Origin of the sequence: Pseudomonas sp. MB-090624 (assembly GCF_003205245.1) — a bacterium.
In the GTDB taxonomy this organism is placed as follows: Bacteria; Pseudomonadota; Gammaproteobacteria; order Pseudomonadales; family Pseudomonadaceae; genus Aquipseudomonas; species Aquipseudomonas juntendi.
Genome location: NZ_QJRK01000080.1, coordinates 1 through 15931, shown reverse-complemented (window position 1 = coordinate 15931; position 15931 = coordinate 1). Strand labels below are relative to the sequence as shown.

The window sequence follows — 15931 nt, the reverse complement described above, 5'->3', positions numbered from 1 at the left end:
TTTCGGATAAGAGCTTCGTTGGCGCATGGAAATCCTGGCGATAAGGGTGATCGCGTCCGCTTAAAAATACGCGGACACCATCGCCCTTAATGCTGGAGTTCGGAAGGTGAGTTCGCCGGACGCTTACTTCTGAAGAGCGTGGGTAGCCACTCAGGGAATCCGTTCAACTCAAGCAGTCCATATCGAGCTGCATTCCGAGCATCCTCTTCGGACATCTGGGCAAATCGAGAAGGCTGTTCTTTGGCCTCAATAGCAAGGCCTGAGAGACCGAAAATTACTTGATAGGGGGTGGTGTTGGGTTTCGCACCCTCTGATGGCAGCGTTGGACGATATCCACGCCAAAAAGCCATGGCGCCGTCGCGGAACGCTTGGCAACAGGAAGACCGAATTCGTCGATGAGACATGACCAATTGCTGCTACCCCACGTATTCGAAGAGGAGTGCTCACCAATGTACTCAATCAGATAAGCGTGGCTATTGGTCATGAGACCTGGCTCTGGATTTCTGATCCGATCCACATCAGCAGCGAGCCCTTCGCGCCAAGAACGACGGTGCTCAGCTGCTTCGGCTTTGCGCTGATCAGATTTCGCTTTCCAGTCGGCCTGCTGGATCTCCCACTCTTGAACCTCTTGTTTAGGGGGATTCAAGAAAAGCTCCAGCTTATCGCGCAGCTCTGGCTGCCGTTCGGTCGCAGTTCTGAGCTGAATCTCCCATGGGTCAGGTTTGCCATTCTCTGCAAAAATTCTGTACGCCATGCTGAGCGCCATAAGCTGATCTTGCTGATACGTTAGCCTCATGATGTCGTCGCAGGCCACGTTGAAATTTTGTTTGTTCAGTGACCAAAATGGTTGGAAGCCCATCAACTGCGATACATGAATTACGGGGTCGCGGTGCACTCGTCCTGCACGGGCAACCGCAACTTCATACCAAAACAATTTGTAGTCAAGCTCAGGCCACGTCGGAACAACTTCCCGTATTTTCTCGCAAAGCCCTCGATCATCTCGATCATCATAATCATGTCCATGAGCAAGCTTGCTCAGAATCGAGAGCGCAGAATCGTCCTGCGTAAATGGGTCTCGGGCTTCCAGTAGACGGAGAACCGCTGCTCCTGCGATCTCGGCTAGCCACCGGTGTTTCTTAGAGATAGCACTGAAGCCTTGCTCTTTGAGCGGAGGCTTGTCCAAGAGACCGCTTAGGCCTCGAATGAAGGCGGGAAGGCTTTCAAGGGCGCACTCAGCTATCAACGAAAAAAGCTTCACCGCTAGGGTGTCCCTACCGCTGAATCGCTCCTTTTTAGTGGTTCTCTCGATCGCGTGTAGGAGCCATGGCAGCCACTCGCTATCGAGTGGTAGTCCATCAATCACTTCAGCCAACCATTCCCGGCTGAGCTTCGCCTCACCAGCTAAGAGGCCGTGGCGGACGTCCGCGATATCTTGAGGTGTGCCCAGGTCAATGATGGCCCGCATCGCCGCCAGGCGCGTATATTTTTGCTCAGCATGCAAGGCGAAATTTTTGACTTCTGCAAGCGCCCCCACCACCTCGCCGTGCCACACCATCCTCAATAGGAACCAGACGATGTCGTCGTTTGAGCGATAAAGCACCAACAGCTGATTGATGTCAGCTGTTAGGTCACTGTGAGCAAAGCGCTGCACAGCCGAATAGTCTGTCATCGCCCAGCTGTGAGCAGGTTGAGCTAGCTGTTCGCAGGCCTTGCGCAGAATGCTTTGACGGGTACCGAGCGGGAGCTCACTAGGATCGCCTCCTTCAAAAAAGACTTCCGGGGCGACTTGTTCGAGCCGAGTGCGGATACGCTCATCCATGATCGCCAACCACGGCAACACCGGGCGCAGAGAGGGATTGATGACCTGTACACCGTATTGAATAAGGAAAAAAAGGTTCTCGATTTTGACCCGCGAAGCGAAGTTCCGGATCAGCCCGTTGAGCCATTCTGCGGCCAGGTATTCTCGGACAGTTCGATGGTGGAATCGAACTGTTCCATAAATCCCAGGCTCGAAAATGGGTCGGCTCAGCAGAGCTCCCACGTCTGCATCATCCCAACCTATCAGCACGGAACGAACGGGAATTCCTTTTTTGTTTGCATCTCCATCGGGGACACTGATTGCGGCGGTCTGACCAAGCGTCGTTGCTGCCGCAAGTAGGCGTACCCCCTCACGGAGCCGCCCTGGTGCAATTGGCCTGAACTCGGCTCGGTTCTGATCGCGTTCTACAAGCCGGCGATCGATGCTGCTCTTCATCAACTCTAACCGTGTACCGATGCGATGGTGCTCATGCCAGAAGTCGACAAGCTCTAAGAAATCTAACGGTCGGGTGGTCAGCGATTCCGCTTCCTTGCGTTCTACTGCAGTGCGAAACGCCTTGGTGTCTTTGACGCCAGTAGCCTCGAGGAACCGGTCAATCTGCTCCCCATGGATATCGTCCAAGGTCACAACAAGGAACGATGCACCTGGCCCTGTTTCATTTGAGGTCGTTCGCACAACGCTTTCGATTCCGCCGTCATCTGCGGGTAGCGCCTGACGAAGGTTAGAGTCGAATTCAAAGGCCTGTTCGCAAGTCTGTAGATCTGTGACAGCACGCCAAGCAGTGCTACGTCCTGTGATGATGATGTGTGCCTTGGCGCGAATGGATTTGGTCAATCTGCCGAGCTTTCGGATTGCGCTTGCGAATTCCCTGGGATCACTGAGTCTGGCCTCATCCACTGAGTCCAAAAGCAGCCAGCCTTCAGTATCCGAACTGAGCCAGCGCTCGAACTCGTCGTGTGTGCCGCCCTCCTCAAACGCATCCTCCAATTGAGCCATAACGTTTTCAATCCGGAGGAAGAACGCGGTTTTTCCTTCTGCCCGCAGCCGGCGGGTCGCATTCCGAATTTCAGCTGTCTTGCCAGACCCAGCTTCCGAGAGCAGCACTACTCGGTGGTGGTTGAGCAAATCAGGCCAACGTAGATCACCGCTTCTGCCAAGCTGATTGCTCAAATCGGTATCGTCGGAAACATCGCCATCCAAAAGGATTTTGGTGAATGTTCGATCAAGATCAATGAAGGCGTCCGATTGCCTGGCCATAGCGAGTCTCAAACAAGTCTAGTGCAGTCCCGACGTGGTCTGCAGCGATTACGGCATCCTACCGCATAGCGGCCTGAATCGAGTCACGCGAGGCCTCAGAGGCCCGGCTCTAATGTCGTGTTGGTGAAGGGCCACCCAGCGCCTCAAGCTGGTAATCCGCAACCTGCTGAAATGCTTGTTCCGCCTCCATGCGTAGCAGCTCGACCTCGTCAGCCGGTCTCTCGTCCATTTGGGCTCGGTGATACCTCTTCAGTGCCTCAACCGCTTCCTGATACAGCGGGTCGTCCGGAAGTAGAGGTGTCCTTCGGTTGCGATCCATTGCCCACTCCTTCATGGAAGATCAGCACTCTCCATAGTGATCCCGTTTGGGAACATTAAGCCACTAAAAGGGGGTTAATGATCCTTTTGGGGAACATTATGGCAAGCGCTAACCATGGGACTTTTTCGCTAGACCTATGCCCCAATCAAGCGGAAAATAGGCAATCCAAGGATTTACCGCTCACCCAATCTGGAGCCAGCCCTCCCCTATGAACTCGAAGATCCTTCGCCTTCCACTCAACCCCTCTGGCCGGGATTTTGTGGTCGGCGACATCCATTTCAAGACGATGGATCTTCACCGTGGCTTGCATGCTTTGGAGTTCGACAAAACAAAGGATCGGGTGATCGCAGTAGGGGATGTGATTGATCGCGGGCCGGGCGTGCTGGACGGCCTGAAGCTCTTAGGTGAGCCCTGGTTCTACAGCGTCCAGGGCAATCACGAACGGATGCTGATCGACGCTTACCGTGAAAACCCCACGGCCCGCTATGCAGCTCATGGTGCCGGCTGGTGGCCAACAATCGCTGACGAATCAAAAGGCATGATCATCGATAAGCTGAGCAGCCTTCCAATCGCGATCGAAATTGAAACAGAGAACGGGATCGTAGGGGTTGTCCATGCGGATGTGCCTTCAGGGGTTCCCTGGCCGACCTTCGTCGCTGAGCTCGACAACCCTGCTATCGAAGACATGGCTTTATGGGGGCGAGACCGCCTCAAAAAGCACCACCGTGATGGCGTAAAAGATGTGTGGAGAGTTTGCACAGGCCATACCTGGATTCCCCGGCCTGTCCGGCTTGGCAACGTGCTTGGCCTTGACATTACTGGCGGGGGCGACGGCTCTCTGGCGATTTACTGCCCTCAGGACGACACGATCTACATTGACGGGGTGCAGTCATCCCTTGATCAGGCAGAGCACCTCACAGAAAAGCTTCAGATGCTTGAGGAGAAGTCGCACCACCTAAAGACAAGCCTCAACTCTAACAAGCTGATTGAGTCACAGATTCACGCCATCGCGGTTGACGTCATCGTTAAACAAGTCACCTCAACATGGCTTGAGCTGCAGGCCGGAGTCATTGAGCAGCAGGAGCTGCTTGATGCTCTCCATGGGCTGAGCCTGGCCAGTGGGGAGCGACGTCAGGCTAAGGTAGAGGAGCTGTGCTCCAAGCACGCAGGCAGCCAAATGGATGCCTTGATTCGCCGACTGTTCGGTTGAATGACTCCATGCAGCGGCGCATGAGTTTGAGCCAGGCACATCGGCGGTGGCGTAGACTCCTGCGGCTAGTCGAGCAAGGCCAGTCATTTTTGCTCACCAGGTGTGGTAGACCGATCTGCATCCTGGAAAGCATTGATGGCCCAGCGTCCCCAGATCCACCCGAGCACGAGTCCTTCTAGTTTGAGTGAACAACCCAGCACAGTACCTTGCTTTATTTAAGTCGCTGGTGGTTTCCCATTTTCTTGAGAATCTCGTTGTATTTTTTTCGACCTTGAATAGCCTCAGGACTGGACTGGCACTCCAATTTCACTAGATTGGCAGCAGGATCAATAATATAATTCGGAGCTTCCCTGTATCTTAATAGAGCTGGCAAAATCAAATACGCCGGATAAAAGCGGAGAGTTCCATTTCCAGCTTTTTGAATCATCCCAACCCAACGAGTGTCCTTAGCGACAGGCTCGACGTTCGTAACGACGCCACCGCTCATCCCATTCATCTCTTCATGGGTATATTGGCGTTCGAATCTAATGTATGGATTCCCCTCTTCTACCACACAAAAACCGGGATAGGTTCGCCGACTGAGATTGGTCACAAAGTCATGCTCACCACCAACAGCAGGCATCACATGGTTCTCATCAATGGGATAACCTGCAGCCAGCAATATGAGTCCATTTCGGAAATCTTCCTTCCTGACATGGCTGACACTTTCTATATTATCAAAGTCCAAGAAATGCTCAGGATACCCACCTGGCATTGGGTGCCCCATTTCAATGAGCACGATATCCTCATCATCAATCCATGAAATGTCGCTTTCGATTAAGGATCCGATCTTCCAACCGCGTATCGGATACAACAGCTTATTCAAGTCATCCCATTGACTTCTAGCCAGAGCATTAGTAAAAAATGGTGACTCATTTTGAGGTTCGGTGTAGTGAACATCTATCACATGCTGGGCCGTGAGAAGGAAAAATTTCTCCTCGTACTTTACCAAAAGCCCTGTACCACCTAAATTATATAGAATATCAGCAAAGAAAAAACCACGCGTCTTGGCTTCCTCATTGCAGTAGGTAAAAATTATCCGTCTTGATGCCTGAATTATATTCCCCTCAATAGCTCCATCAATCATCCGCTCAAGCCCCTGCAAGGTAATTTCCACATTTCCTCCCCCATCAATCCAAGCTGGCGACGTAAATCTGAATTGCACTGACACACTGATTCATTTCAACGCGCACATAGTAACCTTTGAATCGCCCCAGAAGTCGCTGCTCTAAACCCGTCATCAAATTATAAAAATCAGCCTGCGTGTCGTCCCCTCGGGAGATGCTCATCTCAAATTTCAAGATCTTGCTTCGGGCTGCTTCCCTGTTGACGGCATCGCTTACAGCTTCAAATGCAGTTTCAATCGTTGTTTGACTCAGCATAACCAAGCTCCATTGGTCATTGGATAACCGCCTCTCACTCGATGTGAGCTGTCGTCCCATTCCCAAGAGGTTGAATATAATCTCAAGTGGCACACTGCCGCCATCGATTGCTTAGGAGATCTTCTATGTTGGCAACGGACGATCCGTTCGAACTAGCCGAGCGTTACCAAAACCAGCGAGGTCAATGGGTGGCAGGTGGGCTAGAGACCCAAGTCTTCTGGCCAAACCGTCCTCAAATCGTCAGGTTCGAGGGTCTTGATTTCCTTCTACAGCCGGCTGTGATTGAAGGGGAGCACCGCAGCCTTCCTGCGATCGCGCTTCGAGCAAATGGCTATGGAATGAGTGTTAAGGAGGGTCGTGCAGCTGTAATGCGTCTGGCCACAGCTATCGCATGGCGTGAAGGCCAAAAGGTCGACATCGTCATGTGGGGAGGTGGCAGCAGTCCATTCCGCGTAGGCAGGATGCTGAACAACGCTATCACCGAGTTTTTCTCAGACGAGAACCTTCATGTCCCACAAAGCGAAGAAGCTCGAAAGGCGCTCGCCTACTACCGTGAAGGGTTATCACTCGGAAATCCATTTTACTCCTTCCTTGGTTTCTACAAGGCCTTCGCCCGCTCTCTTCCCAATGGCCGTGAACGAGGGCCATGGATTGAGCATGCCCTGCTCCGCATGACGGACAGAGAGGCAATCTCCCGGCGTGAGGAGCTTCAGGCGCAAGGTGACAACATCTCTGAATACCTGGCCACCCAAGGGCGTCACGCAATCGCCCACGCTGAGCGCGAAGATATTGTCGATCCAGACGATCCAGATGACCACCAGCGAATCCATCTCGACAAGCCGTTGATGCGCCATCTCGCGGAACTGGCAATGTATGAACGGCTCGGGATCCCGCCTCCATCGTCTTATGAGCGAGATCACCTCTACGAGCTAGAAGGTTTTCGCGCCCTGTTCGACAACGAGCAACTAGAGGCGCTTAGGAGAGGTGAGCTTGCTCAGGGCCGCGAGTACATGCTTCCAGATGATTTCTACGTGATGGCTCGCAAAGGTCAGTCGTGCATTCACCTGGGTGGGATGCGCATGACAGAGGGCGGGATGAATGAGGGGAAGCTCGGCGTCAGGCTCGAATCGCCTGATGGAAAAGTGGCGATTGAGTTTTGGATGGACTTCAGAAATGAGCGTCTCATCTTCGACCCTCTCCATGGATGTGTACTGCTGAATACAAGGCGCGAGAGCCGAAGCGATATTGAGTCCGAGATCTCCCTCGAGCAGTTCAAATTCTTCATGTACTGCAACGGTTCGGTGGAGATTTGGACTTCCGACCGAGAACGCCGAATGGGCAAATCAGAAGCCTACATGCTGCCAGCAAATTGGAGCGCGGATTTCGCTGGCCACCAGCGAAGCCTCACTGTACTCAACGAACTATTGATGGGCATGCCCGAGCCTGAAAACGAGACCACAGGTTGAACAGGTAAGGTGAGGCCTGGCCTTCTGCCTAGCTACTTAGTAAGACCTAGTATCATTGCCAACCACTCGGCTGAAGGCTTGGCGCAGTCTGATATCTACCTCAGAGATGATCGACACCCCCAAAAGACGCGAGGAGTACATCTGTACTCCCCGTGCTATTTTTCCCTTAAGACGTGGGATTGACGGGCCCGATCAGTTCTTTCAGCCAGAAAGCCAAGGTGAAAGGCAGCGCAAGGCGCATTTGAACCTGGGAGATAATTCTCAGAGCCCTACCTTTTCCCTCCTCGCTGAACTCCAGGATTTGCGCCGGCACATGGGTGTACCTAGTGGGGCCATCAGCCTCCGCCAGAAACTGCTGGAGGATTGCATCTGCCAAGCTACTTCTGGCAGGAGCAGTTGACTCCTTCCGCCTAGCAGCCGGCTTGAGTTCTATCACTTTACCCATCATGGCTGGCTATTCTCACCTTCCAGGCTTCCTGGTGGTTGGAATCTGATCAGCGTTCGCTATTAGCGCCTTTGTAACGGCTTGGCTGATGATCTCGTCAGCACCTCCCAGCGTCTTGATGCGCCCTTCTCTTGCGGCCCCTCCCGAGCTTGTCTTGCCAGTACGAGGGTTCAGATACGGTTTGGTGAATGGATCGGACATAGCGGCGGTACCTCCACTGGGGCAGTCCAACCCTTTAAGCATAGGCTTGTGAAGCCCATGGGGTGGTTTACCTGCCGAATGGATCAACCTGTCTATGCTGATGCACCCACGTCGAGGGGAAGCCGTGAGGCCAAGCCACGAGGCCATGCACGCGGCTTTGCATGAGCATGAGCGCGCCAGATGCTGCTCATCGATTTTCACGGAACACGTGGCCTATGAGTAGGCAGAAAAAAACCGCCATTTAGGCGGTTTTTAGAGGTCTTGCTCGGGGTCTCTGGCTCTTCTCGGTGGGGTTTGAGTTGCCGATCAAGAGTTCTTTTCCTCGATGAGGCTTTGGTGCCAGACACTTACCCATCCAGACTATTGAACGCCAGTATTGGTGTCAACATCAGGGCCGCTCCAGCCCGCTAGACTAAATGGCCTTTTCGGAGCCTATCGTCGATGCTGACCTGACCGAGCCCACATCCGCAAAAATATCCGCAGAAAAAAGGCCCCTTTTCCGCTGTGGGCCATGTAATGCGCTGGGTGCAGAGGTTCGCCAAATCCGAAATTGAAGACGTTCTCGGTTTCTCGGCACGACGCTAGCTCTACCTCGACCGAGCTTTAATGAGCATGGCCTCGAGCTCGGCGATCAGTTGGTCGACATCGACCTCTACGAATTCACCCGGGTTGAGCAACTGCTCCACGATCTCCGGGTTGTAGCACTCCACAAGTTCGGCATCTCCTGGAAGCCACATTCCGCCAGCTCGAGTGATCACACCAGTACGCTGCAAATCCAGGAGGGCCGCATCGACCTGGTCTTCGGTCAGGCACGGCAATCGTTCGTTAAGCAGTGCCCTCAACCTTGCGTCCACCACTCCGTTTCCGATGAGATCGACGATGAGCGCTTCGATATCAGACAAGGTTCTCATCGCCTTTCAAGCGGCCGAACTGCCGAGATCGTATCCGATCATGAACAGTGCCATTTCGAGCTTACGAAGCGCGCTGCCACCTCCCACGTGGAACTGGCTGTTCTTAGCGAGGGGGTGAGCCAACGCCTGGCTCAAGATCCAGCTCGCACGCATGTTCCAAAGGGCATGATGGCTCCCCCGTCGCAAGCCAGGAAATTTGAATGCTTTGTTTTTGCTTGGATTGCGACGCTTAGGGTCAGAGGCGCTCTCACCCTCCTTTGCAGGAGCCCAGGGGAAACGCAGACCATCAGGAACAGCATGGAGACCTTTTTCCTCGCAAAAGATGATCACAAGCATGCCGAGGGCTGCAGCTACACGGCTGTCGTAAATGATGAAGCCCTTACAGATCACCGAATACACCTTGGTCATGCCTGCATTGAATCGAATGTCGGCCCGGAATTGAGGGCTGTCGAGATCACCTACGCGCAGCACTTCAGCGACCTGCTCAATCGTCTTGGCCAAGCCGTCCTGATTGTCCTCGAGCCACTGATTGTTGTGAGCAGACACACCACCCCAGGACATCATAGCTTTCGTCCCTCGGAGCATCATGTTGTCGCAGGTCGCAGCGAGGAGATCGGTGCTCATAGCATCCAGTGCTTGGTTATTACTAGCAGCGCAGCTGCCAGCGCTGACCTTTAGGTGCGGTACACCGGAGTGATGCCACTCATATTGCTTGAAGGCGTCGTAGAGGTCAGCGAACTGCCAGCGCTTACCCGTCTTGCGGTTGACGTACTCGTGCCTCAACGGTTGATTCGATCCGAGGCGCTGAGCAAGCCACTCAATGAAGGCTTTTACTTCCGCACGTTGCTTGTATGGGGGATAGGTGCGACGGGTCACTTTGGCTTTCATAGACGCTCCAGGGAAATGTCCGGGGTTCGTTGCTGGCAAAGCTATGCTGCAGGACAATAGGGACACTTTTTGTCCCTGAGTACCACCATGCCTAAAAAAACTTCCAGAGAGCTGAGACGCACCGCTCTGATGAGGGCTTTGCACCTTGCAGGCAGATCGCTATCCACAGAAGAGATTCATGCTGAGCAGCGAGAGTGGCGCGATCGAGTCCCCAGCATAAAAACTACATTGCGCGACCTCAGATCTCTGGAGGATGACGATCAGGTCATTGGCACAAAACCCAAAGGCCAGAAATCCTATTACTGGAGCCTGCACAATGTGGGCCTGGACTTGGTGCTGAAGCCGGCTGAGTCGGTGACGCTGATCGCGATTCTGCAACATGCCGAACGGTTCGGATTCAAGCTGGTGACAGAGCAGATGGTACGGCTTCGTAACTATGCGCAAGGCGTGATTAACCGTAACGCGACCCAAGACCTAGTCGCCCAGGGCAGGATCACATCTGGCACGCGCTTCATGACTCTCCTCCCAGGCGCCTACAGTCCGGCTCACTTAGAAATCATTCAAACGGAGATGCTCAAAGGCAGGAATCTGAAAGTGGTTTACCTGCCTCGCGACGCTGCAGGAGGGAAATGCACGTATGTGCTGAAGCCACTCGCACTGTCGTTTCAGGACTCAAACATCTATCTTTCAGCCCATGTTTTTACAGAGGAGTGGCCCGAAGGGAAGGAACCAGCGCCTGATAAGCCGCGCGGTAAGTACAGCAGTAATGGCCCAGGGAAGGCCTGTGTTCTGATGCTCCACCGCGTGGTTAGCGTTCGCACGGACTTCCTCGAGATCCCTGGGCCGGAGCACTACGACTTCAAGTCGTTCAAGGTGCAGAAAGACCTCATGACCGTGCACAGCGAGGAAGCGATCAATTTGAGGCTGCGCTTGGAGCCCAACCTTTTGAACCGACTCACTGAAAATCGCATCAGCGAAACTCAGGAAATTGAACGCACAGAATCGGGGGCAATCCTGAAGTGCTCCATCCAAGACACACAAGGGCTGCGCCTCTTCTTGTTGAGTAACGCTGACGAGATCGAAGTTCTGGAGCCTGGCTATCTGCGTGAACACATCCGCAACACGCTGCGGAAGGCCCTGAGCATGTACGGTGACCTAGCATAGGCTTACCCTCGATACGGAAACATGCACAGAAGCAACCTAAACACCCATATCGTTTTCCAGCACCAGCACCTGGAGGGGCGAGGGAGCCCCTTGCTCGGCAGGCGGTGCATTAGCCCCTGAATAAGGTGCTAAAAGTGGAGCGAATAGAGGATCACCTGAGTCGGAGTGGGCGTACACCAATTCTTCGTCGGCGAGCTCTAGCATATAAGAAAAAGCCCCCATGGGGGCTTTAGCAAACCATCGGTGAAGCGTGTTACTGGGCGAGCCAGCCTTCCACCACATCAGAGCCGTACTCGGCTTTCCATTCCTTGAGCAGCTTGTGATTGCCGCCCTTGGTCTCGATGATTTCGCCGTTGTGCGGATTCTTGTACTGCTTTACCTGGCGGGCACGACGTGGGGCTTTCTCTGCAACAGCAGGAGCGGCGGCGCGACGGCTAGCCTGGGGATCCAGGATGTTGATGATGTCACGCAGGCTGTACCCGTATTTGCTCAAAAGATCGCGCAGTTTGGTCTCAAATTCAATCTCCGCTTGCAGCTCGGCGGAGCCTTTCATCGCTTCCAGTTCGGCCAGCTGTGCGGCCAATGTTTGTTCGAGCTTACGGAATTCTGCAAGACGGGACATAGATGCTTCCTCAATTACCGGATGAAATTAGTCGGTTACTGTAAACCATTTTCAGCTCGCCCTACTTAAATTTTGAGTAGGCATTAACATCCTTGTTCAATTTCTTTGCAGTGACGTTCAAGTACACGCGCCTGAATCAGCGATGCGAATAGTAGAGCCTGCCGGTGCCATGAAATAACTGCTTACCTTCCGGGAGCATAAATGCTTGCCTCAGCATGAAAATCGTCGTCATCAGTGATCACGCTACCTTGTACCTGGACAGAAAAGACACGGCAGCCCTGATCGTGAACGACTTGAAGCTTGGTCGGGATCATGCAGGCGGCGTAGGAGTGTGGCTTGAGTCCGGCACAATCGCCTATTTCCGAAATTTGAAGATCACTCCGCTCTGAGCCTGGCGTAAAGCAATGACTTGGCAGATGGCCTTCGCACTCCCCCCATCCCTCGCTCCTTAATCCCCAGGTAATCCAGGTTCGCAACTTTACAGGTTTGAATAGGAGCACCGTTTGGCGCTTGATGAAAATTTCAGTCCTGAGCCTGGCAATGGTCTGCGCGCTCTCCACCCAGGTTAATGCAGCAGCGGAGCCTCGATGCCCGCCTGTCTCGCAAAGAATTCCAACCAGTACGAGCTTAATCTTCAGTCCGGTCATCCGTAGATGGCCGGACTTTTGTTCGCTCTTGAGCCTAATCAGACTCGCTACTGGACTCAAGAGCTGTCATTGGCGACTTCTCCCCTTTTTTCCTGAACAGCCCGATGAATCCTCTGGTCTCTGCAAATCGCTTATTGAGGTTAGGCGCCTTGTCGGACAGTTGCTTGACAGCACCGACCATTGCAGCCTTGAGCGCCTTAGGGTATTTGAAGCCGGCAATCTGATCCGCCCTGCTGTCCAAAAAGCTGAGCAACCCGTCGGCCTCGCCTGGATTATCGTGAACGTGATGCAGGAACAAAACGATGCGACCGATATCCCCAGGGCTAGAAGGCTGAAGATCAGGGATCAAACTTCCGTATCGTCCAAGAATGACCGCAAGGTTGCGAGGTTTTAGGGCTTCATCGAACACCATTGGCCGTAGGCTAATACCGATGGTGGTTTTTTGCTGTGTGCTCAACGTCTGCATCAATAGATCAATTATTGTGAGTTGAGGGGCTTTGAGCAGAAGATTTGTTTCCCCAGCGGCGACTTCAGTGAAAAGCTGAACGATCGCGGAGGTCACGCAGGCCTCGTTAGCGATCGCAATTTCACTAGCGTTGATGTACTCAAGTACCCTGATCTGTTGTAGAGGTGCTGACTGGATGAGCGCATGCCAATCGCCCTCTGTACGTTCACCGGAAATCAAGTGGTCAATAGCTGACTTCCTGAATGTAGCTAGTAGAGTCGCTTTCGGGTCGAAGACCATATCTACCAGGGCCTGATCGGCTTCTGTAATCTTTTTACCGGCTGGTTCAAGCCTGATGTCCCACCCATTTAACCACTTGAGAACGTCCGCAGGCCCAAACCCCCCATCAGTTACACTGTCTACCAGAGCGCCGAAATTCTGGACAACCCATCCATGTTCGAGGGAGAAAATCTGATCGTGCTGGATAAGATCTTTTAAGTATGGAACGATTTGTGCGCCGCCCTCTTCTGTATCAAAGATGGCAATGATCATCTTAGAAGTCAGCGTAGCACGTCCAAGGGCTTTAAAGGCCTCATCACTCAGCACGTCTTCCAAGTCTGTGATTTTGGCGAAAGCAGCGGCGTCTCCCAGACGAATGCAGAGGATCGCAGCAACTGCGCTGACCAGCATAGTATCGTCTGCGGCCATTAGGGATTGGAGTGCCGCTATGCTTGAAGGATCAACTTTCTCGGCCAAGGCCAATCCGAGAAGTGCATTCTCCTGGTTACTATCGTTCGAACAAATTTTAAGAAGGGAAGCAACATCAGTAGCTCCAATTCCCTTCGCGATCCCGGTGCGAAGTTTTTTGCGACCGTATACCCAATTCAGAGCCGACTTGAGCGCAGAGTCCGGCAACGGCGTTAGGTCTAGGGTGTGCGCGTCACAGGATGCTAACTGACGATTGGCACCCTCCAGACCGGCTTCTGTTAGCAAAAAATCATCCGGTCGAATGACCTTGAGATCTTTCATAACGGGTAGCAAGTGCATTACCACCGGAGCACTCGCGGCTTCGTACTCCTCGGATTTTAACCCCATGGCATTGAGATATTGGTCATATTCTCTTAGCGAATCACCAACCTCATCGATAGTGTCAGCATCGTATGGCGCTGAAACCGCTTGGGAGATCACTTCATGCAGTGAGGCCCCATGCGGCTTTATTAGTGACGTGTTGAATCCAAGATCCGAGCAATACTTAAGAGCATCGTAGAATTTCTGATCAGTACCGTGCTTGGCATTTGAGATCGGTAGCCTGGCCACATTCAACGCGTTGATCATGTCCTGAACCCAATCGCCACCATGTTTTTCGTGTGCGGTATGGATAGTTGGCAGGAACGCGGCCAAAGGATGGAGCTTGGCCAATTGGCGCTTGAACGCATCGCTGAAACCGAATAGCGATGCGAGCTCAAACAGTCGCTCGCTGTCTCCCTCTTCAATAGCCTTGGCGAGCGGATCGTCTAACAATTCCGCGATGGCGATCTCGCTGGAGGTGAGAAAATGGATTTGGAGAAGCTGAATCTCCCATCCTTTTTCCATGTTCTCTCCCAAAACCGAGCTCAACAGCACTTTCGTTTCAGCAACACTTGCTGCAGCCGGTTTCCCAACTTCCTTTTCGTACTCCGGACTGAAGCCATTAATCCGAAGGATTTCATCCAGCGGGTAGTCGTTGTACTTACAGAGAAGCAGGTGAGCAGCGATACTAAGCAAACTCGGCCCATCACCGACCACCAATGATGTTGTCGCGATGTCGTTGATGAATTTTTTCTGCAGGCGAGGCGTGACTAGGCCGTTCAACATCGGAGTATGGCGCTGTAGAAGGAGCGCGCAGTGTTCAACAACATCGGCGTAAGCACCTTGGAAGCTATGCGTCCACAGCTGGCGAAAGCCGCCCTTCCATCCAGAGGCAATCACTGGAGGGGCGCGAAAAATAACTGGAAATTTCTTCGCAATGAAGTCTTTCGCGTCATATTGACGATCGCCATCAGCTTTCAAATAGGTCGCCACCTTGGTAGAGCAAAAGGGTACGACGACCGTGAGGTTCGCTGCTGCGGCGACCGAGGTAAAGATCTCAAGATCACTCCACACAGCCCGCAAGCTGTCTTTGGGCAACCGATCTAGGTTATCCAGGATGACAACATACTGATAACCAGAAACCACCGATAACTGTTCGCTCAGCGTGCGCTTTAGATCCAGCGGCGTGACCTCTTTCGCCACCTCAATTTTTTCATTGATGTAGTCATCGCTAGATCCTTTGAACAAGCTAAGCAGGCTCCATTTCTGCCCCCCCTCATTCACCTTCCGGTGAGCCATCTTTGCGCCCAGCAGCACCAGCATGGGACTGATGAAGGCAAAGGTGTGTACGGCGTAGAGCCAAAACTCGGCCGTTTCCTTTCCTCGAAATAAGACGGAAAGCTCGCGAAATGAGGTTGCTGAGAAGAACAGACTCGTTAGAAGCGCCATGGCCCAAGCGCTGACTCTACTGGTTGTCTTTTTCCGATAGGTGAACAGCCTGCCCAAGGCCTTGTCTCGGGCAGAACGCAGCGCCTCAGAATTTGCTTTGTTTGGAGCATCCTTGAGCAAAACGTCCGTGAAAAGCTCGATAAAGTTGCTCTTTATCGATCCTTGATAATTCTGCTCACAGTCGAAAAACCAGACGCGGCTCGACGGCTCAGACACCTTCAATTTCTGGCCAAGCATGTTGAGAATGGTGCTCTTCCCGGAGCCAAATTCTCCATCAAGGCCAATCACCTTGGATGCGCCGGGGCTTGGTATATAGCGATGCATCGCATCCGCCACCTTTTCATGACTCCCCCCTGGAAACACGTCTTCGCTGGCAGGCTGCTCTGTATGAAAGTTTATCAAGAGATGAAGTCCGTTTCGTTGAGGTAGAGGACATGGAGTGGTTACGACGGGTGAGCCATCCAAAGGATAATGAATCGCCCCTGGTTTCGTAGACACCTCCAAGCCTCATAATGAGGCCCAAATAGGAGGTGCCATGAGTCGTCAGCGTTACCCCGAAGAATTCAAGATCGAAGCGGTCAAGCAAGTGACCGAGAAAG

11 protein-coding genes are annotated in these 15931 nt (G+C 53.0%); 4 read left to right on the top strand and 7 right to left on the bottom strand.

What is annotated here, in order from left to right; all coding sequences use genetic code 11:
• Positions 1–274: 274 nt before the first annotated feature.
• Positions 275–3076, bottom strand: coding sequence for an NACHT domain-containing NTPase (locus DMX12_RS28010; RefSeq protein ID WP_232108518.1), 2802 nt, complete (start codon positions 3074–3076; stop codon positions 275–277).
• A gap of 527 nt (positions 3077–3603) precedes the next feature.
• Here DMX12_RS28010 and DMX12_RS28000 point away from each other — a divergent pair.
• Positions 3604–4605 carry a metallophosphoesterase gene (locus DMX12_RS28000; RefSeq protein WP_110680006.1) on the top strand — a complete coding sequence of 334 codons (1002 nt, stop codon included), beginning with the start codon at positions 3604–3606 and terminating at the stop codon, positions 4603–4605.
• Positions 4606–4816: 211 nt separating this feature from the next.
• Here the strand turns inward: DMX12_RS28000 and DMX12_RS27995 are convergent, their stop codons facing one another.
• Positions 4817–5761 carry a hypothetical protein gene (locus DMX12_RS27995; RefSeq protein ID WP_146226877.1) on the bottom strand — a complete coding sequence of 315 codons (945 nt, stop codon included), beginning with the start codon at positions 5759–5761 and terminating at the stop codon, positions 4817–4819.
• A 13-nt stretch (positions 5762–5774) separates the two neighbouring features.
• The gene (locus DMX12_RS27990) at positions 5775–6026 is read right to left on the bottom strand and encodes a hypothetical protein (protein ID WP_110680004.1); all 252 of its coding nucleotides are present in this window, start codon (positions 6024–6026) and stop codon (positions 5775–5777) included.
• A 125-nt stretch (positions 6027–6151) separates the two neighbouring features.
• On the opposite strand from DMX12_RS27990, the gene mauJ reads away from it, so the two are divergent.
• Entirely contained in the window at positions 6152–7492 is a 1341-nt protein-coding gene (gene mauJ / locus DMX12_RS27985; RefSeq protein WP_177411290.1) for a methylamine utilization protein MauJ, read from the top strand.
• A gap of 1233 nt (positions 7493–8725) precedes the next feature.
• On the opposite strand, the gene DMX12_RS27975 is transcribed toward mauJ, so the two are convergent.
• Complete coding sequence (locus DMX12_RS27975) at positions 8726–9040, bottom strand: hypothetical protein (RefSeq protein WP_146226876.1); 315 nt, start codon at positions 9038–9040, stop codon at positions 8726–8728.
• A gap of 15 nt (positions 9041–9055) precedes the next feature.
• Entirely contained in the window at positions 9056–9937 is an 882-nt protein-coding gene (locus DMX12_RS27970) for a hypothetical protein (protein WP_110680001.1), read from the bottom strand.
• Positions 9938–10024: 87 nt separating this feature from the next.
• Between DMX12_RS27970 and DMX12_RS27965 the strand changes: the two genes are divergently transcribed.
• The gene (locus tag DMX12_RS27965) at positions 10025–11101 is read left to right on the top strand and encodes a YafY family protein (protein ID WP_110680000.1); all 1077 of its coding nucleotides are present in this window, start codon (positions 10025–10027) and stop codon (positions 11099–11101) included.
• Between the two features lie 253 nt (positions 11102–11354).
• Here DMX12_RS27965 and DMX12_RS27960 read toward each other — a convergent pair whose 3' ends face one another.
• The gene (locus tag DMX12_RS27960; RefSeq protein ID WP_110679999.1) at positions 11355–11723 is read right to left on the bottom strand and encodes a histone-like nucleoid-structuring protein, MvaT/MvaU family; all 369 of its coding nucleotides are present in this window, start codon (positions 11721–11723) and stop codon (positions 11355–11357) included.
• Between the two features lie 215 nt (positions 11724–11938).
• Here DMX12_RS27960 and DMX12_RS29350 point away from each other — a divergent pair, with 215 nt between their 5' ends.
• A complete protein-coding gene (locus DMX12_RS29350; protein ID WP_156089077.1) occupies positions 11939–12112 on the top strand; it encodes a hypothetical protein in 174 nt (57 codons plus the stop codon).
• 292 nt (positions 12113–12404) lie between these two features.
• Here the strand turns inward: DMX12_RS29350 and DMX12_RS27955 are convergent, their stop codons facing one another.
• Positions 12405–15734 carry a P-loop NTPase fold protein gene (locus DMX12_RS27955; protein WP_232108517.1) on the bottom strand — a complete coding sequence of 1110 codons (3330 nt, stop codon included), beginning with the start codon at positions 15732–15734 and terminating at the stop codon, positions 12405–12407.
• Positions 15735–15931 lie beyond the last annotated feature (197 nt).